Annotated in this window: 26 protein-coding genes; 15 read left to right on the top strand and 11 right to left on the bottom strand. The window is 71.1% G+C overall.

The features are described 5' to 3' along the window. Nucleotides 1-117 precede the first annotated feature (117 nt). Nucleotides 118-1284, top strand: a complete 1167-nt coding sequence (locus tag ACIO3O_RS28215) for an ABC transporter permease (protein WP_401750836.1) — start codon at nt 118-120, stop codon at nt 1282-1284. Between the two features lie 211 nt (nt 1285-1495). After that, nucleotides 1496-3703: an FUSC family protein gene (locus ACIO3O_RS28210; RefSeq protein WP_401750554.1), complete on the top strand. Its 2208-nt coding sequence runs from the start codon at nt 1496-1498 to the stop codon at nt 3701-3703. 19 nt (nt 3704-3722) lie between these two features. Here ACIO3O_RS28210 and ACIO3O_RS28205 read toward each other — a convergent pair whose 3' ends face one another. Then, nucleotides 3723-4235 (bottom strand): hypothetical protein, encoded by a 513-nt coding sequence (locus ACIO3O_RS28205; RefSeq protein ID WP_401750551.1) that lies wholly within the window; start codon nt 4233-4235, stop codon nt 3723-3725. Between the two features lie 290 nt (nt 4236-4525). Here ACIO3O_RS28205 and ACIO3O_RS28200 point away from each other — a divergent pair, with 290 nt between their 5' ends. Beyond that, complete coding sequence (locus ACIO3O_RS28200) at nt 4526-4765, top strand: DUF397 domain-containing protein (RefSeq protein WP_189826919.1); 240 nt, start codon at nt 4526-4528, stop codon at nt 4763-4765. Nucleotides 4766-4864: 99 nt separating this feature from the next. Here the strand turns inward: ACIO3O_RS28200 and ACIO3O_RS28195 are convergent, their stop codons facing one another. Further along, nucleotides 4865-5356 (bottom strand): ATP-binding protein, encoded by a 492-nt coding sequence (locus ACIO3O_RS28195; RefSeq protein ID WP_401750548.1) that lies wholly within the window; start codon nt 5354-5356, stop codon nt 4865-4867. Nucleotides 5357-5696: 340 nt separating this feature from the next. On the opposite strand from ACIO3O_RS28195, the gene ACIO3O_RS28190 reads away from it, so the two are divergent. The 4 genes from ACIO3O_RS28190 (at nt 5697) to ACIO3O_RS28175 (ending at nt 9661) form a co-directional block, all read left to right on the top strand. Continuing rightward, nucleotides 5697-6560 (top strand): helix-turn-helix domain-containing protein, encoded by an 864-nt coding sequence (locus ACIO3O_RS28190; RefSeq protein WP_401750546.1) that lies wholly within the window; start codon nt 5697-5699, stop codon nt 6558-6560. Nucleotides 6561-6699: 139 nt separating this feature from the next. Further along, on the top strand, nt 6700-8157 hold the full coding sequence (locus ACIO3O_RS28185; RefSeq protein WP_401750544.1) for an aldehyde dehydrogenase family protein: 1458 nt from the start codon (nt 6700-6702) through the stop codon (nt 8155-8157). A 106-nt stretch (nt 8158-8263) separates the two neighbouring features. Then, nucleotides 8264-8788, top strand: a complete 525-nt coding sequence (locus tag ACIO3O_RS28180) for a DinB family protein (RefSeq protein WP_401750541.1) — start codon at nt 8264-8266, stop codon at nt 8786-8788. 114 nt (nt 8789-8902) lie between these two features. After that, nucleotides 8903-9661 (top strand): MerR family transcriptional regulator, encoded by a 759-nt coding sequence (locus ACIO3O_RS28175; protein ID WP_401750538.1) that lies wholly within the window; start codon nt 8903-8905, stop codon nt 9659-9661. A gap of 51 nt (nt 9662-9712) precedes the next feature. Here the strand turns inward: ACIO3O_RS28175 and ACIO3O_RS28170 are convergent, their stop codons facing one another. Continuing rightward, nucleotides 9713-10078, bottom strand: coding sequence for a YbjQ family protein (locus ACIO3O_RS28170; protein ID WP_401750535.1), 366 nt, complete (start codon nt 10076-10078; stop codon nt 9713-9715). A gap of 177 nt (nt 10079-10255) precedes the next feature. On the opposite strand from ACIO3O_RS28170, the gene ACIO3O_RS28165 reads away from it, so the two are divergent. Continuing rightward, nucleotides 10256-11047, top strand: a complete 792-nt coding sequence (locus ACIO3O_RS28165; RefSeq protein WP_401750532.1) for a DedA family protein — start codon at nt 10256-10258, stop codon at nt 11045-11047. A 72-nt stretch (nt 11048-11119) separates the two neighbouring features. Here the strand turns inward: ACIO3O_RS28165 and ACIO3O_RS28160 are convergent, their stop codons facing one another. Beyond that, nucleotides 11120-12841, bottom strand: coding sequence for a threonine/serine exporter ThrE family protein (locus ACIO3O_RS28160; RefSeq protein WP_401750834.1), 1722 nt, complete (start codon nt 12839-12841; stop codon nt 11120-11122). Between the two features lie 566 nt (nt 12842-13407). Further along, nucleotides 13408-13902 carry an inorganic diphosphatase gene (locus ACIO3O_RS28155; protein ID WP_185034151.1) on the bottom strand — a complete coding sequence of 165 codons (495 nt, stop codon included), beginning with the start codon at nt 13900-13902 and terminating at the stop codon, nt 13408-13410. 181 nt (nt 13903-14083) lie between these two features. Between ACIO3O_RS28155 and dacB the strand changes: the two genes are divergently transcribed. The 6 genes from dacB (at nt 14084) to folE (ending at nt 21576) form a co-directional block, all read left to right on the top strand. After that, on the top strand, nt 14084-15496 hold the full coding sequence (gene dacB, locus ACIO3O_RS28150; RefSeq protein ID WP_401750530.1) for a D-alanyl-D-alanine carboxypeptidase/D-alanyl-D-alanine-endopeptidase: 1413 nt from the start codon (nt 14084-14086) through the stop codon (nt 15494-15496). An 87-nt stretch (nt 15497-15583) separates the two neighbouring features. Beyond that, nucleotides 15584-16723 (top strand): zinc-dependent metalloprotease, encoded by a 1140-nt coding sequence (locus ACIO3O_RS28145; RefSeq protein ID WP_401750527.1) that lies wholly within the window; start codon nt 15584-15586, stop codon nt 16721-16723. Nucleotides 16724-16910: 187 nt separating this feature from the next. Next, nucleotides 16911-17945 (top strand): tRNA lysidine(34) synthetase TilS, encoded by a 1035-nt coding sequence (gene tilS / locus ACIO3O_RS28140; RefSeq protein WP_401750524.1) that lies wholly within the window; start codon nt 16911-16913, stop codon nt 17943-17945. 29 nt (nt 17946-17974) lie between these two features. Further along, the gene (gene hpt, locus ACIO3O_RS28135; RefSeq protein WP_266664910.1) at nt 17975-18535 is read left to right on the top strand and encodes a hypoxanthine phosphoribosyltransferase; all 561 of its coding nucleotides are present in this window, start codon (nt 17975-17977) and stop codon (nt 18533-18535) included. 242 nt (nt 18536-18777) lie between these two features. Further along, entirely contained in the window at nt 18778-20811 is a 2034-nt protein-coding gene (ftsH, locus tag ACIO3O_RS28130; RefSeq protein ID WP_401750520.1) for an ATP-dependent zinc metalloprotease FtsH, read from the top strand. A 159-nt stretch (nt 20812-20970) separates the two neighbouring features. Next, nucleotides 20971-21576 carry a GTP cyclohydrolase I FolE gene (gene folE, locus ACIO3O_RS28125; RefSeq protein ID WP_189827004.1) on the top strand — a complete coding sequence of 202 codons (606 nt, stop codon included), beginning with the start codon at nt 20971-20973 and terminating at the stop codon, nt 21574-21576. A gap of 28 nt (nt 21577-21604) precedes the next feature. Here folE and ACIO3O_RS28120 read toward each other — a convergent pair whose 3' ends face one another. The 6 genes from ACIO3O_RS28120 to ACIO3O_RS28095 all read right to left on the bottom strand — a co-directional run bounded on the left by ACIO3O_RS28120 (nt 21605) and on the right by ACIO3O_RS28095 (nt 25225). After that, entirely contained in the window at nt 21605-22090 is a 486-nt protein-coding gene (locus tag ACIO3O_RS28120; protein ID WP_401750517.1) for a DUF3180 domain-containing protein, read from the bottom strand. Nucleotides 22091-22176: 86 nt separating this feature from the next. Beyond that, on the bottom strand, nt 22177-22776 hold the full coding sequence (folK, locus tag ACIO3O_RS28115; protein ID WP_401750514.1) for a 2-amino-4-hydroxy-6-hydroxymethyldihydropteridine diphosphokinase: 600 nt from the start codon (nt 22774-22776) through the stop codon (nt 22177-22179). After that, a complete protein-coding gene (folB, locus tag ACIO3O_RS28110; RefSeq protein WP_401750511.1) occupies nt 22773-23132 on the bottom strand; it encodes a dihydroneopterin aldolase in 360 nt (119 codons plus the stop codon). The genes folK and folB overlap by 4 nt, the downstream gene beginning before the upstream one ends. A 212-nt stretch (nt 23133-23344) precedes the next feature. Beyond that, entirely contained in the window at nt 23345-23788 is a 444-nt protein-coding gene (locus ACIO3O_RS28105; protein ID WP_401750509.1) for a nuclear transport factor 2 family protein, read from the bottom strand. Further along, on the bottom strand, nt 23785-24618 hold the full coding sequence (gene folP / locus ACIO3O_RS28100) for a dihydropteroate synthase (protein WP_401750831.1): 834 nt from the start codon (nt 24616-24618) through the stop codon (nt 23785-23787). Before folP ends, ACIO3O_RS28105 begins: the two co-directional genes overlap by 4 nt. Nucleotides 24619-24739: 121 nt before the next feature. Next, entirely contained in the window at nt 24740-25225 is a 486-nt protein-coding gene (locus ACIO3O_RS28095) for a MarR family winged helix-turn-helix transcriptional regulator (protein WP_401750506.1), read from the bottom strand. A gap of 111 nt (nt 25226-25336) precedes the next feature. On the opposite strand from ACIO3O_RS28095, the gene ACIO3O_RS28090 reads away from it, so the two are divergent. Then, the gene (locus ACIO3O_RS28090) at nt 25337-26263 is read left to right on the top strand and encodes an NADP-dependent oxidoreductase (protein WP_401750503.1); all 927 of its coding nucleotides are present in this window, start codon (nt 25337-25339) and stop codon (nt 26261-26263) included. Nucleotides 26264-26434: the final 171 nt, after the last annotated feature.

The following is a 26434-nucleotide window of genomic DNA, read 5'->3' as shown; positions in this document are numbered from 1 at the left end:
GCCACACAGACCACGAACGCCAAGAGCGCGACGAACACCAAGAGCACGACGAGTGCCAAGAGCGCCACGAACACCAAGAGCGCCACGAACGCCAAGAAGGACCTCCGCCCCTCACGGCTGTCCCCCCGCGACATCCTCCGCGTCGGCGCCGTCGGCCTCCGCGCGCGTCGCGCACGCGTGGTGCTCTCCGCGCTTGGCATCGCCATCGGCATCGCGACGATGGTCGCGGTGGTCGGCCTCTCCGAGTCCAGCCGGGCCGACCTGATGGCCCAGCTCGACCGCCTCGGCACGAACCTGCTGACCGCCGACGTGGGTGAGGCGGCCGGGGGCCAGCAGGTCAAACTGCCCAAGAACGCCGTCGCGATGGTCGAACGCATCGGACCCGTCCAGCACGCCACCGCCACCGGCGAGGTCACCGCCCGCATCCGGCGCAGCGACCTGGTGCCCGTGGAACGCACTGCCGGCGTCACCACCCAGGCCGCCCGCACCGATCTGCTGACCACCCTCGGCGGCCGCGTCGACCAGGGCGTCTGGCTGAACCCGGCCAACGAACGCCTCCCCGTGACCGTCCTCGGCGCCGTGGCCGCCGAACGCATCGGCGTCACCCGCCCCGGCGAGACGATCATGATGAACGGCGTCCGCGTGGTCGTCGTCGGCATCCTCCACCCGATCGAACTCGTCCCCACCCTGGACCGCGTCGCCCTGGTCGGCTTCCCGGCCGCCGAACGGTACTTCGGCTTCGACGGCCACCCCACGACGATCTTCGAGCGGTCCACCGACGCGTCCGTGGAGGACGTACGGGCGATCCTGGCCCGCACCATCAACCCCGGCGCCGAGGGCACGGTCAAGGTCTCCCGGCCCTCCGACGCGCTGGCGGCCAGGGCCGCCACCGACAAGGGGCTCACCACGCTGATGCTCGGGCTCGGCGCGGTGGCGCTGCTGGTCGGCGGCGTGGGCGTCGCCAACACCATGGTGATCTCCGTGCTGGAGCGGCGGCAGGAGATCGGCCTGCGCAGGTCGCTGGGCGCGACCCGGGGGTCGATCCGGCTCCAGTTCCTGACGGAGTCGCTGCTGCTGTCCGCGCTGGGCGGGGCGACGGGGGCGGTGCTCGGGGCGCTGGCGACGTACGCCTTCGCCCGGGCACAGGGGTGGACGGCGGTGGTCCCGCCCTGGTCGCTGGCGGGAGGCCTGGCAGCCACCCTCCTGATCGGCATGGTCGCGGGCCTCTACCCGGCGATCCGCGCGGCCCGCCTGCACCCGACGGTCGCCCTGAACGCGACCTGATCCCGGGGTCCGAACGCGACCTGAGCTGGCGGACCTATCACGACCCGATCCGGGGGGCCGGTCCCCCCCCGGGGTCCCAGGGACCCCCCTCCTGGCCCCGCCGTCCCCCCATGCGACGGGGCCGCCCCGCGGGGCCCGCCCACTGCGGGCGGGCCCCGCGCCTCCCTGGCCACCCCGGCAAAACCCCCCTGACCAGCTAATGTCGGTGACCATGAGCTGGCTCCACGCCCTGAAGCACACCGCCCGCTCCGGACTCACCGTCGAACGGCAGCGCCTCGACCCCCTCGTGGCCGTCCGGGCCGCCGTCGGGCTCGCCCTCGTCGTCGGCGCCGCCCTGTACCTCTTCGGCCCCGCCGTCGCCGCAAGTTCCGCCTTCGGCGCCTTCCAGGCCGCCCTGGCGACCTTCCAGCGCTCCTGGCGCACCCGGCCCGTCCTCGCCCTCGCCTCGGGCGCCAGCCTCGCCGTCACGACCTTCGTGGGGTATCTGACCGGCGCTCACCCGGCCCTGTTCATCAGCCTCCTGGCGGTATGGACCTTCCTCGCCGGGCTGGCCTGGGCGGTCGGCCCCACGGCAGGCATGATCGCCAGCTCGAACGTGGCGATCATGCTGGTCACCGTCACCCTGCCGACGTCCGTGGGCGCCGCCGCCCAGCACGCCGGAATGATCATGGTCGGCGGGCTGGTCCAGGCGGCCCTGATCGTCCTGTTCCCGGTACGTCGCTGGGGCGCCCAGCGCGACGCCCTCGCCGACGCGCTCGCCGCCGAGGCCGACTACGCGCGCCGCCTGCGCCACGACCCCGTCGCCCCGTTCGACCCCGAGCCCCTGATGAACGCCCGCAACGCCGCCGCCATCACCCCCCGGCAGGCCCGCCGCCGCCCCGCCGAACTCCACGGCGCCCGCGGCCTCGCGGAGCGCATCCGCCCCGTCCTCGCCTCCCTCGCCGACCCCGCCCTCGGCGTCCCGGCCGAGGGCGAGCAGCGGGCCCGGGTGCGCGAGCTGCTCGCCGCCGCCGGGTCCACCCTGGACGCCGCCGCCCGCGCGGTGCGGCACGGCGAACCCGTCACCATGTCCCCGGCCGCCCGCGCGGTGCTCGCCGTGCCCAAGGAGGGCGCGGTGCTCACCGGGCCCGCCCGGCGCGCCGAGTCCCGGCTCATCAGCCTGCTGCGCGACGTCATCGAGACCGCCCAGGGCAGCGGCACCGACAACGCCGAGCGCACCGCCCCCGACCGCAACCCGCACGAGGACACCGCCTACCGCACCGCCCGCCGCCTCGCCGCCGGTGCCGCCCGCAAGGTCGCCCGGCGTCCCGAGCACCGCGCGGACCCGCACGACCACCTGCACCGGCCCACCGTCCCCGGGCTCGTCCCGGTCGCCCTGCGCGCCATGCGCGCGGAACTGCGCCGCGACTCACCGGTGTTCCGGCACGCCGTGCGCGTCGCCGTCGTCGCCGCCACCGGGTACGGCGTCGGCGCCTCCCTGCCGCTCGGGCACGGCTACTGGGCGCCCATGGCCGCCGTCATGGTGATGCGGCCCGACTTCTCCCAGACGTACTCCCGCGCGGTGGCCCGTTTCGGCGGCACCCTGCTGGGCGTCGCCCTCGCGACGGGCCTGGTGCAACTCTCGCACCCAGACACCCGGCTGTCCGCCGCGCTCGCCGTCGGATGCGCGTTCCTGATGTTCCTGCTGCTGCGCACCGGTTACGCCGTCACGCAGGTGTGCGTCTCCGGGTACGTCGTCTTCCTGCTCGGCATGGGCGGCCTCCAGTGGACCCAGACCGTCCCCGAACGCGTCGTGCTCACCCTGGCGGGCGGACTTCTCGCCATGCTCGCGTACGCCGTCTACCCGGCCTGGGAGACCCCGCGCCTGCGCACCCGGCTCGCCGACTGGCTGATCGCCGACGGCCGGTACGCCACCGCCGTCCTCCAGCGGTACGCCGATCCCGCGGGCGCCCCTCGTGACGCCGTGCGGGAGACCCTGCTGGCCACCCGCGAGGCCCGGGTCGCCTGGCAGGACGCCCTGGAGCGGGCCGCCAACGAGCCCGTACGCAGCCGGGGCCTGTCCCGCACCGCCGCCGACGACGCCCCGCACGCGCTCGCCCAGCTCGCCCGGGTGGCGATGCTGATGGAGGCCCACCTCCCGGCCCGCGACACCACCCCGGTACCGGCCGCCGCCGCCCTCGCGGAGGCGCTGCGCACCGACACCGAGGCCGCCGCCCGTGCCGTACGGGAACGCCGCACCCCGCGCTGGGACGCCTTCCGGGCGGCCCTGGAGGCGTGGGACGCCGAGGACGCGGCAGGCGACGACAAGGTCGTACGCAAGGGGGCGGGCCTCCTGGTGGAGGCGCTGGACGAGCTCACCCAGGCCCTGGACGCGGAAGGGCCGCGCCCCCGGGGGAGCGCGGCCCGCACCGGCGCGTAGGGCCCGGAGGCCCGGAGACCTACAGCTTCGGCAGGTCCGAGGGCAGCTTGGTCGGGATGTCCGAGGGCAGCCCGCCCGACGGGGCCTTGGTGAACGTGTCCTCGATGCCGCTGCCCTCCCACTTCACCGTGAGGGTCTTGCCGTCGGCGCCGGGCGTCACCGTGCCCTTGGCGCGGTCGGTGTTGCCGTTCGCGCACTTGAGGTTCAGCGTGACGGTGCCCTGCCGGGCCACCGTGCCGGTGCACATGTTCTCGCCCGCGATGCCCGCCATCCCGTCGTGGATGGACAGGGCGACCATCTTGCCGTCCTTGGTGGCGGCCCATTCGCCGTCGACGGAACCGGCCCCGGCGTCACCCGGCGGCGGCGTGCTGGTGCCCGCGCTGTCACCAGTGCCGGTGCTCGGAGCGCCGCTCGGCGCCTTCCCCTTGTCGGCTGCGCCGTCGCCCTTGCCGCTGTCGCTGCTGCAACCGGTCAGCAGGAGCACCGCTGCGAGAGCGGCCGTTCCGGCGGCGGTGCGTACGTAGGTGTGCACTCCGGTTTCTCCCCATGTGCTGTCGTACGGCGGCCAATTGGCAGCCGGAAGGAACGGGTCAAGCTACCAGGGCGTCTACAGAAGAAGTTCGCACGGTCGGGGCGCCATTACGGCCGACCGGTTCTGTAGTCAAGAGGCAACGCCGCGTGCACGTGCATCTGCCCATGCATCGGCAAGTGAACGCAGCTATGATCCGGGTCAGTTGACAGTTCGGCAGTGGTTGACAGCTCGACAGCGGTCGACAGTTCGGCAGTAGCAGTAGTTGACACCAGTACATCCGGGAGCGACCTGTGCACCACGCGTACAACGGCATGGCGGCCACAGAGCTTCACGGGGTGGTCTGGCAGAAGAGCAGGCACAGCAACTCGCAGGGCACCTGCGTGGAATTCGCGAAGCTGCCCGGTGGCAACGTTGCCGTGCGCAATTCGCGGCACCCCGAAGGGCCCGCACTCGTCTACACGCCCGCGGAGATAGAGGCGATGCTCCTGGGCATCAAGGACGGCGAGTTCGACCACCTCATCGGCAACTGACGCACGGCGCGACAGCGGGCCGGGGGCCGTCCCCCTCGCCCGCGACCCCCGTCTGAAGCCCCTAGCGCCCGCCCCGGCCCGCGGCACCCACGCGAAGCCCTAACGTTCGTCCCGCAGCAGGAACAGCGCCCACACGACCTTGCCGTGCAGCGTGCCCGCGAGCGGGTGCCAGCCCCAGCTGTCGCTGAAGGAGTCCACCAGGAACAGCCCGCGCCCCGACTCCGCCGAGAAGTCGTCGCTCGCCCGCGCCGCCGGACCGTGGTGACTGGGGTCGCGCACCGCGCACACCAGTCTCCCGTTCCAGTGCATCAGGTGCAGCCGCACCGGAGGCTCGTTCTCGCGCGGGGTGTCCGCCGGAAGGGCGTGCCGCAGCGCGTTGGTGACGAGCTCCGAGACGACCAGGGCGACGTCGTCGAAACGGTTCTCCAGGTTCCACTGGCACAGCGTGCTGCGGGTGAACTTCCGTGCCCCGCGCACCGCTTCGTACCGCGGCGGCAGTGCGCACGAGGCCGAGGAGGACGCGTCGTCGGGTCCGACGGGGGGAAGGCCCTGCCGTAACGGCACGAGCATGGTCGATCCATTCGTCCCCATGCGGGCACTCCCGGGTGTCACGGTCGCGGCGAACAGCGGCGGCCGAACGCCGGCGTCCACGAAGGACGGAAGCGAGGGACGAACGCTGGTGGTCATACGTGCGCGCGGACCATGGTTCCGAATGCGTACAGCAGATGCAAGGGCAGATGCACGTGCACGCGCCTGACTTGGACAACAGAGTGCCGTTTCTTGCTCATTTCTTCCTCCGGCCACTTTCGGACCCCTGCCATTTCCGTAACCGAATGCGTACAGGGTGAAGCGTTTTGGTGGCAGACTTCGCCCTCTCGGGACCTTGGGGGAGGGCCTCGCACACAGATGACCGAGAGGGAGGGCCGGAGAGGTGACCGCAGGCGAGTCGAGCGGATCGGTGGTCCGACGCATCCTGTTGGGCTCACAGCTCAGGCGCCTGCGCGAATCGCGCGGCATCACCCGTGAGGCGGCCGGCTACTCGATCCGCGCATCCGAATCGAAGATCAGCCGCATGGAGTTGGGACGGGTGAGCTTCAAGGCCAGGGACGTCGAGGACCTGCTCACGCTCTACGGCGTGAGCGACAGCGCCGAGCGCGAGTCGCTCCTCGCACTGGCGCGGGAGGCCAACCTCGCGGGCTGGTGGCACAGTTACGGCGACGTCCTGCCCGGCTGGTTCCAGACGTACGTCGGTCTGGAGGGGGCGGCGTCCCTGATCCGCATCTACGAGGTCCAGTTCGTCCACGGCCTGCTCCAGACCGAGGCCTACGCCCACGCGGTGGTCTCGCGCGGCATCCCGCACGCCGGCGCCGCCGAGGTCGACCGCAGGGTGGCCCTGCGCCTGGACCGGCAGAAGGTCCTGGTCGCCGAGCGCTCCCCGCACTTCCACGCCGTACTGGACGAAGCGGCCCTGCGCCGCCCCTACGGCGACCGGGACGTCATGCGGGGGCAGTTGCAGCACCTCATCGAGATCTCCGAGCGGGAGAACGTCACGCTCCAGGTGATGCCGTTCAACTTCGGCGGCCACGCGGGCGAGTCCGGCGCCTTCACCCTGCTGCGCTTCCCCGAGTCCGACCTGTCCGACCTCGTGTACCTGGAGCAGCTCACCAGCGCGCTCTACCTGGACAAGCGCGAGGAGGTGGCCCAGTACGAACGCGTCATGGACCGCCTCCAGAGCGACTGCCCGAGCCCCTCGGCCACCCGTGACGTCCTGCGCGGACTCCTTCAACTGCTGTGATCCGGATGTACGTTGACGGAACCTTCGCCCGCGCATGAACATCAGAGGTGACGGGGAACACCAGCACCGGAGGCACCATGCGCCGGACGGCACCACTCAGCGGCGACGCGACGGAGCGGAAGCAGAGCTAAGGGATCACATGTCCTTCTTCACCGACCTGGCCCACCAGTACATCGACGGCGCGTGGCGGCCCGGCAGCGGCTCGTGGGACATCATCGACTTCAACCCGTACAACGGGGAGAAGCTGGCCGCCATCACCGTCGCCTCCGTCGCCGAGGTGGACGACGCCTACCGCGCCGCCGAGCGCGCCCAGCGCGCCTGGGCCGCGGCGGGCGCGTACGCCCGCAGGGACGTCGTGGAGCGGGTGCTGCGGCTGGTGGAGGAGCGCGAGGACGAGATCGTCGCCGCGATCACCGAGGAGGTCGGCGGCACCCTGGTGAAGGCCCGCTTCGAGGTGCGCCTGGCGAAGGAGTTCCTGCGCGAGGCAACCCAGTTGGCCACCCTCCCCGAGGGGCGCATCCTCGCCTCCCCGATCCCCGGCAAGGAGAACCGCGTCCACCGGCTCCCGGTCGGTGTCGTCGGGGTCATCAGCCCCTTCAACTTCCCCTTCCTCACCGCCGTCAAAGCGGCGGCACCGGCGCTGGCGCTCGGCAACGCCGTCGTCATCAAGCCGAACCAGAACACCCCCGTGGTCGGCGGCGGACTCATCGCGCACCTCTTCGAGGAGGCGGGGCTCCCGGCGGGATTGTTGAACGTTCTGATCACCGACATAGCGGAGATAGGCGACGCTCTGCTGGAGCACCCGGTCCCGAAGGTCATCTCCTTCACCGGCTCCGACCGCACCGGCCGCCATGTGGCCGCCGTCGCCGGAGCCCGTTTCAAGCGCACGATCCTCTCCCTCAGCGGCAACAGCGCCCTGGTCGTCCTGGACGACGCGGACCTCGACTACGCGGTCGACGCGGCCGTCTTCAGCCGCTTCGTCTCCCAGGGCCAGGTCTGCATGGCGGCCAACCGGATTCTCGTCGACCGGTCCGTGGAGCGGGAGTTCACCGAGAAGTTCGTCGCACGGGTACGTGCCCTGCGCACCGGCGACCCGGCCGACCCCGCCACCCAGCTCGGCCCCGTCATCAACACCTTCCACGCCGAGGCCCTCACCGGCCTCGTCGACCAGGCCCTCGCCGAGGGCGCCACCGCTCTCGTGCGGGGCGCTACGCGCGGCAACCTGGTGGAACCCACGGTGCTCGCGGGCCTCCCGGAGGGCTCGCCCATCCTGGAGCAGGAGATCTTCGGCCCCGTTGCCCTGCTGCTGGCCTTCGACGGCGAGGAGGAGGCCGTACGCATGGCCAACGACAGCCCGTACGGCCTCAGCGGCGCGGTGATGACCCGCAACGTGGAGCGCGGCGTGCGCTTCGCCCAGCGCATCGAGACCGGGATGATGCACATCAACGACTCCACCATCCAGGACGACCCGCTGGTCGCCTTCGGCGGCGAGAAGGCCTCCGGCATCGGACGCATGAACGGCGAGTCGACCGTCGACGTCTTCACCACCCAGAAGTGGATCTCGGTGCAGCACGGCCGCTCGGAATTCCCCTTCTGAGGCAGCCGTATTGCGGACAGAAGTTGTCCGCAAGCCCTCCTAGCGTAGTCCTTGTTCCGCACAGAGCTCCGCTCAGCACAGTGACTCCACCGAAGGACGGCCCGCCATGGTCCTGCACGTCAGCGCCGAGAACTGCACCGACGAGGTCTCCACCCTCCTCGCCTTCCTGGACGAGCAGCGCCAGGGCATCCGCAACGCCCTGGGCGGCCTCACCGACGAGCAGGCGGCCACCACCCCCAGCGCCAGCGAGTTGTCCCTCTCCGGGCTCCTCAAGCACGTCGCCGAGGTCGAGCAGAACTGGCTCGCCCTGGCCGGCTGCGACATCGCGCCGATCGAGCGCACCGAGGCCGACTGGGACGAGAGCTTCCGGCTGGTCCCGGAGAAGGGCGAGACGGTCGCCTCGATGCTGGAGCAGTGGACCGAGGTCGCCCGCAAGGGCGCCGAGTTCAACCGCGCATCCGACCTGAACACCACCTTCTCGCTGCCCGACGCCCCCTGGTTCCCCAAGGAGGACGTCTCGCTGCGCTGGGTCCTGCTGCGCCTGATCACCGAAATGGGCCGCCACGCGGGCCACGCCGACATCATCCGCGAGTCCCTCGACGGCAAGAATTCCTACGAACTGGGCGAGTAGCCGCCGCTGCGGTGGACCCGGGGGACGGGCCGGGCTTGCACCTCACGCGACGTGAGGGCGCAGGCTGAGGACGTACCGAAGGAAAACCCACCGCAGAGAGGGCAGCGGGCAGTCATGAGTCATTCCGTGGGGAAGGTCGCCGAGGTCGCCGGTGTGACCGTGCGCACCCTGCACCACTACGACACCATCGGCCTGCTCTCCCCGAGCGCGCGCAGCAGCGCGGGGCACCGCCGCTACAGCGACAGTGACCTCGACCGGTTGCAGCAGATCCTGTTCTACCGGGAGCTCGGCTTCCCTCTCGACCGGGTGGCGGCACTTCTGGACGATCCGGCGACCGACCCGCGGGAGCACCTGCGGCGTCAGCACACCCTGCTGACCGAACGGATCGCAAGGCTCCAGGAGATGGCCGCCGCCGTCGAAACGGCCATGGAGGCACGGAAGATGGGCATCAATCTCACGCCCGAGGAGAAGTTCGAGGTCTTCGGCGACTTCGACCCCGACGACCACGCGGAGGAGGCCGAACGCCGCTGGGGCGGCACCGACGCCTGGCGCGAGTCGCAGCGCAGGACCGCCGCGTTCACCAAGGAGGACTGGAAGCGGTTCACCGAGGAGTTCGACGCGATCCACCGCCGGATGGCCGATCTGCTCGCCGAGGGCGTTCCGGCGGTCGACGAGCGGGCGATGGACGTCGCGGAGGAACACCGCAGGTTCATCTCCGGCAGTCAGTACGAGTGCGGATACGAGATGCACACGAACCTCGGGGAGATGTACGTCGCCGACGAGCGGTTCACGGCCACCTACGAGGCGATCCGGCCCGGACTCGCCGTCTACCTGCGCGACGCGATACTGGCGAACGCACTCCGGCACGTGTGAGGTGTGCGGTGTAAGGGGCAGGCTCCCAGGAGTCTGCCCCTTACCGATGCGTCAGAGACTGCTGATGACGACGGCCGTGCCGTAAGCGCACACCTCGGTCCCGACGTCCGCGGCCTCCGTGACGTCGAAGCGCATCGCGAGCACGGCGTTCGCGCCGCGGGCCCTGGCCTGCTCGGTCAGCCGTTCCATCGCCTGGTTGCGGGTCTCCACCAGGGTCTTGGTGAGGCCCCGCAGCTCGCCGCCGACCAGCGACTTCAGGCCCGCACCGATCTGGCTGCCCAGGTGGCGCGACCGGACGGTGAGGCCGAAGACCTCCCCGATGACCTGGTCCACCCGGTGACCGGGGACGTCATTGGTCGTGACGATCAGAATGTCCGACTTGCTGCTCTGGCCGCCGCCGTACTCCTCGATGCCCATGGGGCCTCCCTTTCCAGCCGCCGAAGCTCCGGAACCCCTTCGGTTCCTACGGAGAGCTTTGCGCCGGTCTGGGCAGAGTGCACCCTGGGAGGGCCGGGGGAACCCGGAAGTACCCACGGGCGTTGATACTTTTGCCCAGCCCCCCGCATCCCCCATCCCCCCAGGAGTCCGGAACCCGTGAATACGCTTGCGCTCGGACCGAGCTGGCTGGACCCGGACTATCTGCTGAACACGTTCGGCCCCTGGGGCCTGCTGGCTATCGTCTTCGCGGAGTCGGGGCTGCTGATCGGCTTCTTCCTGCCCGGTGACTCCCTGCTGTTCACGGCGGGACTGCTGGTCACCACCGGCAAGCTGGACATGCCGCTGTGGCTGCTGTGCACGCTGATCGTGCTGGCGGCGATCCTCGGCGACCAGGTCGGCTACCTCTTCGGGCGGAAGGTGGGGCCCGCGCTCTTCCGGCGGCCGGACTCCAAGATCTTCAAGCAGGAGAACGTACAGAAGGCGCACGAGTTCTTCGAGAAGCACGGGCCGAAGGCGCTGATCCTGGCCCGCTTCGTGCCGATCGTGCGGACGTTCACGCCGATCATCGTCGGCGTCAGCAAGATGAACTACCGGGTGTTCATCACGTACAACATCATCGGCGGCGTGCTGTGGGGCGCCGGGGTGACGCTGCTGGGCGCGGCGCTCGGCAATGTGGAGTTCGTGCACAAGCACATCGAGTTCATCCTGGTCGGCATCGTGCTGATCTCGGTCGTGCCGATCGTGATCGAGGTGCTGAGGGCGCGCAGCCAGTCGAAGAAGAACCCGCCGGCCCCGGCCGCGACCACCGAGAACACCCCGGAGCACTCGGTCCACCCGGGCGGCCCCACCGCCCCCTACGGCGCCGAGCAGGACCAGGCCACCCAGATCCTGCGCCCCCAGAACCCCCCGAACAACCCGCCCCAGCGCGGCCGCCACGCCAAGCGCTGACCCCGCACCACCCCGAAGGGGCGCCCCGGACCGCACGGTCCCGGACGCCCCTTCGGCGTACTGCCGTACTTCCTAGAAGCCCCGCGTCCGCTTCGCCGCCCGCCGGTTGCCCCCGTCGCGCCCCGCCCCCGGCAGCCGCAGGAAGAGCCGGGAGATCTCGCCACCCAGGTTCACCCCGATCGCGATGGCCAGGGCGATCGCCGCCGCCTTGGAGAGCGAGCCCAGGCCCGCGCTCAGGTTGTTCTGGGCGATGCCCAGCAGTCCGTAGTACGTCGCCGAGCCCGGCAGCAGCGGGCCGATCGCCGCAGTGACGTACGGCAGCGCCGACGCGTACTGGTAGCGCGAGAAGAGCTGCCCGAAGAGGCCGACCAGACCGGCCGCGACGGCGGTCGCGGCGACCGCCGAGATGTTGCCCGTCGTGTTCATCGCGCCGAAGACGACCCAGGCCACCCCGCCGTTCAGCGCCACCATGATCACCGTGTTCCGCTCCTGCTGGAGCAGGATCGCGAAGGCGAAGCACAGGACGATCGAGGCGAGGATCTGGATCACCGGTCGCGACTGCACGTGCATCGTGGCGTCCGGGTGGAGGTTCGGGTTCAGCCCGGCCCCCGCGTACAGCACGATCAGCACGCCCAGCACGATCGCGATGAAGAAGTACATGACTTCGAGCAGCCGGGCGGACGCGGTGATGTAGTAGCCGGTCAGGCCGTCCTGCACGCCCGCGACCAGCGCCCGCCCCGGCAGCAGCGCGAAGAGCCCACCGGTGATCACCGCGGAGGGCAGGATTCCGCTCACCGCGCTCTCGGGCACAAAGGCCAGCCCGATGCCCATCGCGGCCGGAGGCATCGCCGCCGCCACGAACTGGTAGAACTCCGGCAGCCCGCGCCCCGCGCACAACCACGCCAGCCGGTCGCCCAGGATCGCCCCGATCGCCGCCGCGATGAACACGAGGACCCCACCGCCGACCAGGACGGAGGCGGACCCCGCGAGCAGTCCGCTGGCCGCGGTCAGCGCCCAGCCCGGGTACGGGTGGCGGTTGCGCCGGATCTCCGCGAGGCGGCGGTACGCCTCCTCCAGCGTGACGTCCGTGTCCTCGGCCGTGATGTCCGCGATCAGCCGGTAGACGCCCGCCAGGCGGGTGTAGTCGGTGCCCCGGCGGCGGACGGTACGGCTCGCCGTGACCGGGTCGTCGATCAGGGAGGGCTGGTACGAGATGGACAGGAGCGTGAAGGTGACGTTCGGCTCGCAGCGGTCGAGCCCGTAGGCCCGGCACACCGCGAACATGGCCGCCTCGACGTCCTCGGCCCCCTCGCCGCCCGCGAGCAGCAGCTCGCCGATGCGCAGGGTCAGGTCGAGCACGCGGGGGACTGCCGGACCCGAGTCCTCGTCGTCCCCGTGCCGCTGCACGCTGTCCGGTACGGGGCGGTCGCCGACCGGCATGCGCAGCAGCGTGCGCATCCGGTCCTGCCAGGGGGCCTCTTTGGTCAGCTTGACCATGGGTATCCCGTGCGCGGGCGTGAACGCCGGGGGCGAATGCCGTGCGCTGTACGTCTTCGGGGTGTCGAAACCGCTCGTGCTGCGCTTCTGTGCCGCCGTCTTCGGCACGTCGAAGGCGGAACCTTCCTGCGCGGGCTGCGTCTCGGGCGTCAGCCCCTGCGGAAGCTGGAATTCCGAGGTCGGCTGGTCCTCCTCGACCGGCGGAGCGGCCTTCAGCCCCTGCGGCAGGGCGAACTCCGAGGTCACCGACTGGTCCTCGTCCAGGGTCACCACGGGTATCGCCTGGGTGGCGCCGATCCCGGAGGTGGTGCCGGACGGATTGCGTGGCGCGCGCGGGGCCGGCTTCGCGCCGGACGTCGCGCTGGACTGTGAACCGGACGCCGTGCCGGTCTTCGTGCTGGACGTCGCGCTGGACTGCGAACGGGATGCCGTGCCGGACTTCGCTCCGGACGCCGTGCCGGTCTTAGCGCCGGGCACTGCGTCGGACTTCGCGCTGGGCACTGCGCCGGACTTCACGCCGGACGGCGGTGTGAACGCGCTCCGTGCCTCGTCCGACTGCGGCTTGCGGTCCTCGACCTCCTCGGCCCGTGACCCGCCCTTGCCGCCCTGCGCCTCCGCCACCACTCGCCTCGCTCCCGCCGCTCCAGGCTCCGACATTCCCGCCCGCCCAGTATGTCCATGCTCAACCCATTACCGCCCCCTTGGGGCCACCCCTGGGCGCCCTCGACACCGCCCCTACCCGCACACCCGTACCGCTGCACCCCCCAGCCCCGGGCGACCCGGCCCCGTACAAGCAAACGGGCGGTCTCCTCGTCAGAGGAAACCGCCCGCCGCACGGGATCTGCCTGGCGCATGTGCGCAGGTCAGTGAGCCCCGCCCTGCGCCTCAAGGCGCTTGTAGGAGGCCTCGATCTCGGCCTCCGCCTCGGTGCGGCCGACCCAGTCCGCGCCCTCGACCGACTTGCCCGGCTCCAGGTCCTTGTAGACCTCGAAGAAGTGCTGGATCTCCAGGCGGTCGAACTCCGACACGTGGTGGATGTCGCGCAGGTGCTCCACGCGCGGGTCCGACGCCGGGACGCACAGCAGCTTGTCGTCGCCGCCGGCCTCGTCCGTCATGCGGAACATGCCGATGGCGCGGCACTTGATGACGCAGCCCGGGAACGTGGGCTCGTCCAGGATGACCAGCGCGTCCAGCGGGTCACCGTCCTCGCCGAGGGTGTTCTCGACGAAGCCGTAGTCCGCGGGGTAGCTGGTCGAGGTGAAGAGCCGACGGTCCAGACGAATCCGGCCGGTCTCGTGGTCCACCTCGTACTTGTTCCGCGAACCCTTCGGAATCTCGATGGTGACGTCGAACTCCACGGGTGGCTCCTCCATGATCAACACAGTCTTGTGGGAAATCTGCGTCCCCCCGGAGGAAACCGACCCCCGGAGCCCCGGCCGAATGGGTCGGAAGTGCCCCGCGGGGTGCCGTGCTCGCGCAAGACGCAGTGATTAAGTGTCCCTCACGCAGACCTGTGATCGCGAAAGGGGCTGGTCCGCAGTGCCCAAGCTCAAGACCTGGCAGCTCACGGCGGGCTCCGCCGTCGCCGGACTGGCGCTTGCGGCCGGTGCCGTGGCCGTGGCGGGGCCCTGGGACTCCGGTCAGCGTAAGGCCGAGCGCGACCTCGCGGCCGCACAGGACCGTACGGGTGGCGCACATCACGAAGCCGCGCGTCCCGATCCGGCCGATCCGGCCCCCGCACCCAGCGCACGCGGCGTCCTGAGCGCACTCGGCGCTCCCGCCGGCGCCGGTGCTCCGTCCGGGCACCTCAAAGAGGTGCTGGAACCGCTGCTCGGCAGCGCCGCCCTCGGCTCCGTGCAGTCCGCCTCCGTCGTGGACGCCGCCACGGGCACCCAGCTGTACGGCAGCGGGGAGCGGACCGTGATGACGCCCGCCTCCACGGTGAAGATCGCCACCACGGTCGCCGCCCTCTCCGCACTCGGCCCCGACCACCGCATCGCCACCACGGTGCTCGCCACGCCCGACGCCAGGAAGGTCGTCCTCAAGGGCGGCGGCGACCCCACCCTGGAGAAGGAGGGCCTGCGCACCCTCGCCGCCGACACGGCGCGCGCCCTGCGCGACAAGGGCGCCGGGCCGGTCTCCGTCGCGTACGACACCAGCCTGTACGCGGGCCCCGACATCCACCCCATCGGCAAGGGCAACGAGAACCTCGCCCGGGTCACCTCCCTGATGGTGAACGAGGGCCGTACCAACGGCTCCAGCAGCGGCACCGCCGACCGCACGCCCGACCCGGCCGGGGACGCCGCCCGCGCCTTCGCGGACGAGCTGCGCGGCGCGGGCGTCGAGGTGACCGGGCGGCCCGCCGCGGAGAAGGCCCCCGCCGACGCCGAACCCGTCGCCAAGGTGCTCTCCGCACCGCTGTCCGCCCTGGTCGAGCGCACCCTCACCAACAGCGACAACGACATCGCCGAGGCCCTCGCCCGGCAGACCGCGCTCGCCGCGGGCGAAGAGGTCAGCTTCGCGGGTGCGGGCAAGGCCGTGTACGACCGGCTGGCGAAGCTGGACCTCCCGGCCCAGGGCGCGCTGAACGGGGCGCACTTCGCCGACGGCAGCGGCCTCGACCGCGCCGACAAGGTGTCCGCCGCCCTGCTGACCGGCCTGCTGGCACGGGCGGCCGACCCGGCCCACCCCGAACTGCGCCCGGTCCTCACCGGCCTGCCGGTCGCGGGCTTCAGCGGGACGCTCAGCACCCGGTACTCCGGCGCGGCCGGCCCCGGCCTGGTGCGGGCCAAGACGGGCACGCTCTCCGGAGTGAACACGCTCGCCGGGACCGCCGTCACGAAGGGCGGCCGCCTGGTCGCCTTCGCCTTCCTCGCGGGCGACACCGTCGACGCCGACGCCGCCCAGAAGGCCCTCGACGCCCTGGCCTCCGCGCTGACGACGGCGCCCTGACCCCGCAGGGAGCGGACCGCGGGGCTCCACTTCGAGAGGGGCCCGCATCAACTCCCCCCGCACCACTCGACAACGTACGGTTGACGCATGACGAGCCTCGGTGGTGCAGCCTCATCAGGGATGGTCGACTGGAAGCTCGCGGTCGCGACCGCGGCCCGATTCGTACGGCCCGGACCGGACATCAGCCGGGAAGAGGCGCGCGCCGTCGTCGCGGAGCTGCGCCGGCACGCGAAGGCCTCCGAGGAACACGTGCGCGCGTTCACCCGGATGATTCCCGAGGGGCACGAGCCCGAGGACACCCCGGTCCTGGTCGTCGACCGCACCGGCTGGGTGAAGGCCAACGTCGCGGGCTTCCGGGAGCTGCTCAAGCCGCTCCTGAAGAAGATGGAGGAGCGGCGCGGGTCCACCCCCGGCGGCGCCGTGCTCGGCGCGGTCGGCGGCAAGGTCACCGGCGTCGAGGTAGGGATGCTGCTGTCGTTCCTGTCCTCCCGGGTGCTCGGCCAGTACGAGACCTTCGCGCCCGCCACCCGCGAGCTGCCGTCCGGCGAGAACGGCGGCGGACGGCTGCTGCTGGTCGCGCCGAACATCGTGCACGTGGAGCGGGAGCTGGAGGTCGACCCGCACGACTTCCGGCTGTGGGTGTGCCTGCACGAGGAGACCCACCGCACCCAGTTCACCGCCGTCCCGTGGCTGCGCGACCACCTGGAGGGCGAGATCCAGGCCTTCCTGAGCGAGACCGACGTCGACCCGATGACCCTCCTGGAGCGGGTGCGCGACGCCGTGCAGTCCTTCTCGGGCAGCCGCCCCGAAGGCGAGGAGGACGAGGGCGGGCGCAGCCTGGTCGAGCTGGTGCAGAGCCCGGCGCAGCGCGAGATCCTCGGGCGCCTCACCGCCGTGATGTCGCTGCTCGAAGGGCACGCGGACTACGTCATGGACGGCGTCGGCCCGCAGGTCGTGCCCTCCGTCGCGGAGATCCGGGAGAAGTTCCAGCAGCGCCGCGCCAAGGGGGCCTCCCGGCTCGACCTCGCGCTGCGCAGGCTGCTGGGCATGGACGCCAAGCTGCGCCAGTACCGGGATGGCGAAAGGTTTGTCCGCGCGGTCGTCGACGAGGTCGGGATGGACGGCTTCAACCGGATCTGGACCTCTCCGAACACGCTCCCGACCAAGTCCGAGATCGCCAAACCGGCGGACTGGGTCGCGAGGGTGCACCGTAAGGGAGAAGCGTGAAACCGGTGTGTGCGACGGCAGGAACGGTAAGAGAAACGCCCCCTAAATCACCCATCTGAGGGACCGTAAGCGCTGGGTAGGCGTGCAATGCTCGGGTAACCGCTCGTTTCTGTCACCATCTACGCACTCTCAGTGACAGAGGCGTCCTCCTCCCGAGGCACCCCAACTCCACCGAAGGGCACCGGACATGGGTCCCCATCCTGCGGTCGCGGCGATACGCCTGGCGGTCCGCCGCGTACTCCACGACGTTTTGAACGACCACAGCCTGAACGACCACCGCGCACATCACGACCCGCACGAGACGGCCACCGCGCCGCTCGTGCTCGTGGCCTGCTCCGGCGGCGCCGACTCCATGGCGCTCGCCTCCGCGCTCGCCTTCGAGGCGCCCAAGCTGGGCGTCCGCGCGGGCGGCATCACCGTCGACCACAACCTCCAGGCGGGCTCCGGCACCCGGGCCGCCGAGGTGGTCTCCCGCATGACCGCGCTCGGCCTCACCCCCGCCGAGTCCGTCTCGGTGACCGTCGGACGGGCCGGAGGCCCCGAGGCCGCCGCCCGCGACGCCCGCTACGCCGCCCTCGACGGCGCCGCCCAGCGGCACGGAGCGGCCGCGATCCTCCTCGGGCACACCCGCGACGACCAGGCCGAGACCGTCCTCCTCGGCCTCGCCCGCGGCTCCGGCACCCGGTCCCTGTCCGGAATGGCGGCCGTCTCGGGGGCGGCCGGGCGCTACCGCCGTCCCTTCCTCCAGCTCGACCGGCAGACCGCCCGCAAGGCCTGCATGGTCCAGTCCCTGCCCGTCTGGGACGACCCGCACAACGCCGACCCCGCCTACACCCGCTCCCGGCTCCGCCAGGAAGGCCTCCCGGCCCTGGAGAAGGCGCTCGGCAAGGGCGTCGTCGAAGCCCTCGCCCGGACGGCCCAGCTCTCCCGCGACGACGCGGACGCCCTCGACCACTGGGCCGCCGAGGCCGAGCGGTCCGTGCGCGACGACACCGGCCGCCTGGAGTGCGCCAAGCTCTACGCGCTGCCGCCCGCGGTGCGCCGCAGGGTGCTCCGCAAAGCGGTCATCGAGGTGGGCTCGCCCGCCGGATCACTCTTCGCCCGGCACATCGAGGAGGTGGACCGACTGATCACCGGATGGCGGGGGCAGGGGGTCATCAACCTCCCCGGCCGGGTGGAGGCTCAGCGGCAGGGTGGCAGACTGGTCATTCGGCAGGGCTGATTCGGCAGGGCCGAAGTTCTACGAAAGTGATGCGGGTGGACGCGAACGACATGGGCACCGACCTCAAGTCGGTGCTCATCACCAAGGAAGAGATCGACGCGAAGCTGGCCGAGCTGGCCGCCGAGGTCGACGCGGAGTACGCGGGCAAGGACCTGCTCATCGTCGGAGTCCTCAAGGGCGCCGTGATGGTGATGGCGGACCTGGCGCGTGCGCTGTCCACCCCGCTCACCATGGACTGGATGGCGGTGTCGTCGTACGGCGCGGGCACCCAGTCCTCCGGCGTGGTCCGGATCCTCAAGGACCTGGACACCGACATCAAGGGCAAGCACGTCCTGATCGTCGAGGACATCATCGACTCCGGCCTGACGCTGTCGTGGCTGCTGTCGAACCTCGGCTCGCGCGAGCCGGCCTCCCTCAACGTGTGCACTCTGCTGCGCAAGCCGGAGGCCGCAAAGGTCGCCATCGACGTGAAGTGGGTCGGTTTCGACATTCCGAATGAGTTTGTCGTCGGATACGGCCTGGATTACGCGGAGAAGTACCGCAATCTCCCCTTCGTCGGGACCCTCGCGCCCCACGTCTACGGGGGCTGAACCCAGCAGGACCCCGGCAGGACCCCGGCAGTCGGGCCCCCGTCCGGCCCCCCGGGGACACCTCAGGGCCATATCGGGGAACCCTCGCGCAATTCCCGCCGTTGGAGCAGGGGAAGGCAGCTTTGTCAGCCGTCCCCTGCGGCCGCGGGTGACAATGCTGGGGTACCGTCCGAAGAACAGTCTTTTATTCAGCGGCATTTACCTACGGGCAGGAGGGACGGGGCGCAGTTCGCCCCGTATGGATGGACGTGAAGCGATACTTCCGTGGGCCGGTCATGTGGATCGTGCTGGCCGTCCTCGCCGTGGTCGTGCTGATGCAGGTCGTCGGCTCGTCTGGCGGCTACAAGACGGTCGACACCGGCAAGGTCATCCAGGCGATCGACAAGGACCAGGCCCGTCAGGTCAAACTGACCACTGGTGACGAACAGATCATCAAGCTGGAGCTGAAGGGCGACCTCAAGGTCGACGACAGCTCCAAGATCCAGGCGAGCTACATCGGAGACCAGGGCTCCAAGCTCACCGCGAAGCTCGACCAGAAGTTCGAAGAGGGCAAGCTCGAAAAGGGCTATACCGTCACCCCGACCAAGCAGAACGCCTTCGTCGGCATCCTGCTCTCCCTGCTGCCCTTCGTCCTGATCGTCGTCGTCTTCCTGTTTCTGATGAATCAGATGCAGGGCGGCGGCTCCCGGGTCATGCAGTTCGGGAAGTCCAAGGCGAAGCTCATCACCAAGGACACCCCGAAGACGACCTTCGCCGACGTGGCCGGGTCCGACGAGGCGGTCGAGGAGCTCCACGAGATCAAGGAGTTCCTCCAGGAGCCCGCGAAGTTCCAGGCCGTCGGCGCCAAGATCCCCAAGGGCGTACTGCTGTACGGCCCGCCCGGCACCGGCAAGACGCTCCTCGCGCGCGCCGTCGCCGGTGAGGCGGGGGTCCCCTTCTACTCCATCTCGGGCTCCGACTTCGTCGAGATGTTCGTGGGTGTCGGCGCCTCGCGTGTCCGTGACCTCTTCGAGCAGGCCAAGGCGAACGCCCCGGCGATCGTCTTCGTCGACGAGATCGACGCCGTCGGCCGCCACCGCGGCGCCGGCATGGGCGGCGGTCACGACGAGCGCGAGCAGACGCTCAACCAGCTGCTCGTCGAGATGGACGGCTTCGACGTGAAGGGCGGCGTCATCCTGATCGCCGCCACCAACCGCCCGGACATCCTCGACCCGGCGCTGCTGCGCCCGGGCCGTTTCGACCGGCAGATCGCGGTCGACCGTCCGGACATGCAGGGCCGTCTGGAGATCCTCAAGGTCCACCAGAAGGGCAAGCCGGTCGCCCCGGACGTCGACCTGGGCGCCGTCGCCCGTCGTACGCCCGGCTTCACGGGTGCGGACCTGTCGAACGTGCTGAACGAAGCGGCGCTGCTCACCGCGCGCAGCAACCAGAAGCTGATCGACAACCACATGCTGGACGAGGCGATCGACCGCGTCGTGGCGGGCCCGCAGAAGCGGACCCGGATCATGTCCGACAAGGAAAAGAAGATCACCGCGTACCACGAGGGCGGCCACGCCCTGGTCGCGGCGGCCTCCCCGAACTCGGACCCGGTCCACAAGATCACGATCCTGTCCCGCGGCCGGGCACTGGGCTACACCATGGTCCTGCCCGACGAGGACAAGTACTCGACCACCCGCAACGAGATGCTCGACCAGCTGGCGTACATGCTGGGTGGCCGCGCCGCCGAGGAACTGGTCTTCCACGACCCGACCACCGGCGCCGCGAACGACATCGAGAAGGCCACCGGTACGGCCCGCGCGATGGTCACGCAGTACGGCATGACCGAGCGCCTCGGCGCGATCAAGTTCGGCGGCGACAACACCGAGCCCTTCCTGGGCCGGGACATGACGCACCAGCGCGACTACTCGGAAGAGGTTGCCGCGCTCGTCGACGAAGAGGTCAAGAAGCTCATCGAGACCGCGCACAACGAGGCGTGGGAGATCCTGGTCGAGAACCGCGACGTCCTCGACAACCTCGTTCTGGCCCTCCTGGAGAAGGAGACGCTGAACAAGGAGCAGATCGCCGAGATCTTCCAGCCGATCGTGAAGCGCCCGGCCCGCCCCGCGTGGACCGGCTCTTCCCGCCGCACCCCCTCCACCCGCCCGCCGGTGCTCTCGCCCAAGGAGCTGGCCCTCACCAACGGTGCGGCCAACGGCACGACGCCCGCGATCACCTCGGTGACCAAGGACGCCACCCCGGCGGAGGCCGTCCCGGAGGACCGCCCGGAGAACAGCTAGTCCCTTCCCCAAGCTCTCAGCTTCGTTCGAGCAGGGGAGGACCCACCCGTCGCCGGTGTCACACCGGCCCGGAATGGATGCCGCGACCCCCAGGTTTTAGCCTGGGGGTCGCGGCATTTCCGTATGCCTGCGCGGATGAACCACAGGAACGAGGCACTGATGACCGACCCGGTGACGCTGGACGGCGAGGCCACCATCGGCGAGTTCGACGAGAAGCGCGCCGAGAACGCGGTGCGCGAGCTCCTCATCGCCGTCGGGGAGGACCCGGACCGCGAGGGCCTGCGGGCGACCCCGGGGCGGGTGGCACGGGCGTACAAGGAGATATACGCGGGTCTGTGGCAGAAGCCCGAGGACGTCCTGACGACGACGTTCGACCTGGGCCACGACGAGATGGTCCTGGTGAAGGACATCGAAGTCATGTCGAGCTGCGAGCACCACCTGGTCCCGTTCCACGGCGTGGCGCACGTCGGCTACATCCCGTCCTCCGACGGCAAGATCACCGGCCTGTCGAAGCTGGCCCGCCTGGTGGACGTCTTCGCGCGCCGCCCGCAGGTGCAGGAGCGGCTGACCACGCAGGTCGCCGACTCGCTGATGGAGATCCTGGAGCCGCGCGGCGTGATCGTCGTCGTGGAGTGCGAGCACATGTGCATGACCATGCGCGGGGTCCGCAAGCCGGGTGCGAAGACCATCACCTCGGCCGTGCGCGGCCAGCTCCGCGACCCGGCCACCCGGGCCGAGGCGATGAGCCTGATCATGGCCCGCTGACGTTTTCCGGGTACGTACGAAGAGGGGCTCAGGCGGCGTCGGCCGCCGGGGCCCCTTCGTCGTCGTCCGGGAGGCGCAGGACGCGCTCCAGGAAGAAGGCGGCGGCGACGACCGCCGCGCCCGCCAGGACCGAGAAGCCCGCGTAGAGGGCCTGGTCGCGGCGGGCGGGGAGGTCGAGGGCCTCGGTGAGCAGATGGACGCCCACGCCGCCGTACAGACCGGCGACGAGAGCGGCGACCAGGGCACTGGCCTGGCCGAAGACGACCGCGCGGGCGGCCATCATCGGGTCGACGCCCTTGGCGCCGGGCCTGCGCTCGCGCTGGGCGCGCAGCCGGGAGCGCATCGAGAGGGCCGTCGCCAGCAGCACGGCGGCGATCAGTGCCAGCACGATCGGCGCCGCGACGGGCACGCCGGGCAGCGTGTCGATCGAGGACCACAGGCGGGCCCCCGCCCAGGACAGCACCCCGGCCGCGGCGAACAGGCCGACCAGCACTCCGAGCCGTAGTTGCTTCACGAAGCTCCGCTTTCCGTCATGTCGTCGTCACGTCGTCAGTCGGTCACTGGTGTCCGTACGACACCAGTGTCGTATGACGTCAACGCTTACTCGGGCAGCCGGAGTTCCAGGTCGGCGCGGGCCTGTACGCCGTCGGTGGAGACGGCGGCGAGGAGTTCGGCGACCGTGCCCCGGCCGGGGACCTGCGCCTCGGGGTCCACGTCGTGCCAGGGGGCCAGCACGAAGCCGCGCTCGTGGGCGCGGGGGTGGGGGAGGGTGAGGACCGGGTCGTCGGAGACCACGCCCGCGTAGGACAGGATGTCGATGTCGATCGTGCGCGGGCCCCAGCGCTCCTCGCGGACCCGGTCGAAGGCCTCCTCGATGGCCTGGCCGCGCTCCAGCAGTGAGGCCGGGGGGAGGGTCGTCTTCACGAGGGCGACGGCGTTGAAGTACGAGGGCTGGGAGCCGGGGTCGACGCCCCACGGCTCCGTCTCGTACACCGGGGAGACCGCCTTGACGCGGATGCCGGGGGTGTCCTCCAGGAGGTCCACCGCGCCCTGGAGGGTCTCCAGGCGGTTGCCGAGGTTGGAGCCGAGGCCGATCACGGCCCATTTGGGGTTGGAGAGGGTGATGTCGGCGGCGTCGACCTGCTCCGTGACCGAGGTGGGAACCGGCTGGACGGTGGGGTCGCTCTGCATGGGCTTCATACACGGCTCCGGGTGATGGTGATGGTCACGTCGTCGAAGGGGACGGTGATCGGGGCGTCGGGCTTGTGGACCGTCACCTCGATCTCCTCGACCCCGTCGTGCTTGAGGCACTGTTGGGCGATCCGCTCGGCGAGGGTCTCGATCAGGTTGACCGGCTCGCCCTGGACGACCTCGACGACCTCTTCGGCGACCACGCCGTAGTGGACGGTCTTCGTCAGGTCGTCGTCGGCCGCGGCAGGACGGGTGTCCAGGCCGAGGACGAGGTCCACGATGAAGGTCTGGCCCTCTTCGCGTTCCCTGGGGAACACGCCGTGGTGCCCACGGGCCTTGAGGCCGCGCAGCGCGACACGATCCACGCGAATCACTCCTGCTGTTCGTAGTCATCGGGGGTCCGTGCCGTATGCGGGCGGCACATCACCTGGGAACCGAATCTACCTGCGAGCACTGACAGGCCCCGCCCGCGGGTCTCGGGTTCTTCGGTGCCCCTACCCACTCGGCATGGGGATTCGCCGTCCCTCAGGAGGAGGAATCGAAGGGAGAGACCTTCACGCGGTGTACGACGGGGCCTTCACGCGTCGTCGTCCTCGTCGGCGTCGGCCAGCACCGGCGAGCCGTGGTGCGCCCACAGCCGCCAGCCGTCCGGGGTGCGCCGGAAGGCGTTGGTGGCGACGACCAGCTGGCCGACCAGCGGTCCCAGCTCGCCGCTCTCCTCGTCGGCGGGGCCGCCGCTGAGGATGTTCTCGGTGCAGGTCACCAGGGCGGTGTCGCCCATCACGGAGACCTTCACGTCGGTCAGGAAGAACTGGATGTAGTCCGTGTGCGCCATGATCAGCGCGTACGAGCGCAGCACTTCGCCGCGCCCGGAGAGCACCGGCCAGCCGGGGTGCACGCAGGAGATCTCGTCGTCCAGCCAGAGCGCGGACAGCTCCTCGAAGTCGCCGCGCTCCAGGCACTCGTAGAACGCCGTGTTGGCCAGTTCGACCTGCTCGACGTCGGTGCCCCGGGGCGTCACCGGGGGCCTGCCGCTGATGTGCTCGTACGGTGCCGGCGTGCGCCGGAGACGGCGCGTGCGACCCGTACCGCGTCGGCGGTGGCCCGCACCTCGTGCACCCGGACCGCCCAGGCGCCCTCGTGCGCGGCGATCGCGGAGACGGCGGCGGTGGCGGCGTCGCGCTCCCGGGCGGGCGGCGGGGCGGCCCCCTCACCGGCCAGGACGTGGCCGAGGAAGCGCTTGCGGGAGGCGGCGACCAGGAGCGGGAAGCCGAGGGTGCGCAGGTCTTCGAGGTGGGCGAGGAGGGCGAGGTCGTGCTCGGCGCGCTTGGCGAAGCCGAGGCCGGGGTCGACGACGATGCGGGCCGGGTCGATGCCGCCCGCGACGACGGCGTCCACCCGGGTGCGCAGTTCCGTCACGACTTCGGCGACCACGTCGTCGTACACCGCGAGGCTGTTCATGTTCTCGCTGAAGCCGCGCCAGTGCATGACGACGAAGGGGGCGCCGGTGGCGGCGACGGCGGGCACCATGGCGGGGTCGGCGAGGCCGCCGCTGACGTCGTTGACGAGGACCGCTCCGGCGGCGACGGCCTGCTCGGCGACGGTGGCGCGCATGGTGTCCACGGAGACGGTGACGCCCTCGGCGACCAGGCCGCGCACCACGGGCACGACCCGCTTCAGCTCCTCGTCGGCGTCGACGCGGCTGGCGCCGGGGCGGGTGGACTCGCCGCCCACGTCGACCAGGTCGGCGCCCTCCGCGACGAGCGCGAGGCCCCGCTTGACGGCCGCCGCGGTGTCGAACCAGCGGCCGCCGTCGGAGAAGGAGTCCGGGGTGACGTTGACGACCCCCATGACCGCGCAGCGGTCCCACTGGGGAAGTCCGGTGGGAGAGGCCGCGGAGCCCTCGGGGAGTCCTTCCGGCAGTCCATCGGCGGGGCGCGTGCGCAACGTACTCATGCGCCAAGCGTAGGCGTCAGCGGGTGTTCTCCGGACCGCCTCGACCGCCCGGGAAGACCCGGCCCAGGAGCGTGAAGAGGGCGGTGCGGTCCGAGTCGTCCAGGGTGTCCAGAGCGTCCAGTGTGGCGTGCATACGGGCCCGGATGGCGTCGATGGTGACCTCGCCGGCCACGGTCAGGACGACGTTCTTCACACGGCGGTCGGTGGGGCTGGGTTCGCGGCGCACCAGTTCGCGCTTCTCCAGCCGGTCGACGATGCCGGTGATGTTGGAGGCGTCACAGGCCAGGAGGGTGGCGAGGGCGCGCATCGGGGCAGGCGAGAAGCGCAGCACGCTCAGTGCCTTGGCCTGGCTGGGGGTGAGTCCCTCGGTGGCGGCGGCGACGGTGAAGTCGCCGTAGTAGTGGCCAAAGGCCCCGGCCAGCCGGTCGACGAGCTCGGCCTTGGTGGGCGGGGCGGTTCCGTCCTGGGATGCGGGGGCCGGGTGCGGCGGGTTGGCTGGCATGGAGACGAGTGTACGCCCGGAAACTTGACCATCTCAATGATTGAGGCTTACCGTCGGACGGTATTGCTTGAGATGTTCAAGTATTGAGATCGCGGAGTTTGGAGTATTTCGATGAAGGCCATGACGTACAGCTCCTACGGCAGCCCCGACGTCCTGGAGTACGTCGAGCGGCCCGAGCCCAAGCTGGGGCCGGACTCCGTGCTGATCAAGGTGAAGGCGGCCTCGGTCAACCCGGTCGACTGGAAGATCCTCGGCGGATACCTGGACCCGGTGCTGGACGCCGTCTTCCCCGTCGTGCCCGGGTGGGACGTGGCGGGTGTCGTCGAGAAGGCCGGTGCGGCCGTGACCGAGTACGCGCCGGGGGACGAGGTCGTCGGTTACGTACGGGAGGACCTCGTGGGGCGGGGGACCTTCGCGGAGTACGTGGCCGCGCCCGTCCGCACGCTGGCGCGCAAGCCGGCGAACGTGGGCTTCGAGGAGGCCGCGGGCCTGCCGCTGGCCGGGCTCACGGCGTACCAGGCGCTGGTGAAGAGCCTGCGGGTGAAGGCCGGGGAGACCGTGCTCGTGCATGCGGCGGCCGGTGGGGTGGGGTCGCTGGCCGTGCAGATCGCGCGGGCGCTGGGGGCGAAGGTCATCGGCACGGCCAGTGAGCGCAACCACGACTACCTGCGGTCGCTCGGGGCGGTGCCCGTCGCGTACGGGGACGGCCTGGCGGAGCGGGTGCGTCAGGTCGCGCCCGGTGGCGTGGACGCGGTGCTCGACCTGGTGGGTGGCGAGGCGCTCCAGGTGTCGCCGTCGCTGCTGGCCGCGGGCGGGCGGCTGGCGTCCGTCGCGGACGGGGCGGTGACGGGGCTCGGCGGGACGTACGTCTTCGTGCGGCCGGACACGGCGGACCTCACCGAGCTGGGTGCGCTGGTGGAGCGGGGGGAGCTGAAGGTCGAGGTGGCGTCGGTGTATCCGCTGGAGAAGGCTGCGGATGCCTTTCGGGAGAGCATGGGCGGGCACACGCGGGGGAAGATCGTGATCCGGGTGGGGTGAGGGTGGGGGCGGGTTCGGGCGCGGGTGGGTGGGGGGTGCTGTTCGTGGGGGGGGGGGGGGGCCCCCGCCCCCCCCCGGGGGGCCCGGGCGCCCCCCCCCCCCCCCCGGCCGCCGGGGGGGGGCCCCCCCGAAAACGGCCACGGCGCCCCCCGGGCAAAAACCAAGGCAACC

The sequence above is a fragment of the Streptomyces sp. NPDC087440 genome (assembly GCF_044744005.1).
Classification (GTDB): domain Bacteria; phylum Actinomycetota; class Actinomycetes; order Streptomycetales; family Streptomycetaceae; genus Streptomyces.
This window is presented reverse-complemented; position numbering and strand designations above follow the sequence as displayed.

Bases quoted from the DNA above. Each gene is read 5' to 3' on its own strand.
- ACIO3O_RS28210 (WP_401750554.1), top strand. From the start codon at position 1,496: ATGAGCTGGCTCCACGCCCTGAAGCACACCGCCCGCTCCGGACTCACC.
- ACIO3O_RS28195 (WP_401750548.1), bottom strand. From the start codon at position 5,356: ATGGGGACGAATGGATCGACCATGCTCGTGCCGTTACGGCAGGGCCTT.
- ACIO3O_RS28185 (WP_401750544.1), top strand. From the start codon at position 6,700: ATGTCCTTCTTCACCGACCTGGCCCACCAGTACATCGACGGCGCGTGG.
- ACIO3O_RS28180 (WP_401750541.1), top strand. From the start codon at position 8,264: ATGGTCCTGCACGTCAGCGCCGAGAACTGCACCGACGAGGTCTCCACC.
- ACIO3O_RS28175 (WP_401750538.1), top strand. From the start codon at position 8,903: ATGAGTCATTCCGTGGGGAAGGTCGCCGAGGTCGCCGGTGTGACCGTG.
- ACIO3O_RS28170 (WP_401750535.1), bottom strand. From the start codon at position 10,078: ATGGGCATCGAGGAGTACGGCGGCGGCCAGAGCAGCAAGTCGGACATT.
- ACIO3O_RS28145 (WP_401750527.1), top strand. From the start codon at position 15,584: ATGACGAGCCTCGGTGGTGCAGCCTCATCAGGGATGGTCGACTGGAAG.
- tilS (WP_401750524.1), top strand. From the start codon at position 16,911: ATGGGTCCCCATCCTGCGGTCGCGGCGATACGCCTGGCGGTCCGCCGC.
- hpt (WP_266664910.1), top strand. From the start codon at position 17,975: ATGCGGGTGGACGCGAACGACATGGGCACCGACCTCAAGTCGGTGCTC.
- ftsH (WP_401750520.1), top strand. From the start codon at position 18,778: ATGGACGTGAAGCGATACTTCCGTGGGCCGGTCATGTGGATCGTGCTG.
- folE (WP_189827004.1), top strand. From the start codon at position 20,971: ATGACCGACCCGGTGACGCTGGACGGCGAGGCCACCATCGGCGAGTTC.
- folK (WP_401750514.1), bottom strand. From the start codon at position 22,776: ATGAAGCCCATGCAGAGCGACCCCACCGTCCAGCCGGTTCCCACCTCG.
- folP (WP_401750831.1), bottom strand. From the start codon at position 24,618: ATGGGGGTCGTCAACGTCACCCCGGACTCCTTCTCCGACGGCGGCCGC.
- ACIO3O_RS28095 (WP_401750506.1), bottom strand. From the start codon at position 25,225: ATGCCAGCCAACCCGCCGCACCCGGCCCCCGCATCCCAGGACGGAACC.
- ACIO3O_RS28090 (WP_401750503.1), top strand. From the start codon at position 25,337: ATGAAGGCCATGACGTACAGCTCCTACGGCAGCCCCGACGTCCTGGAG.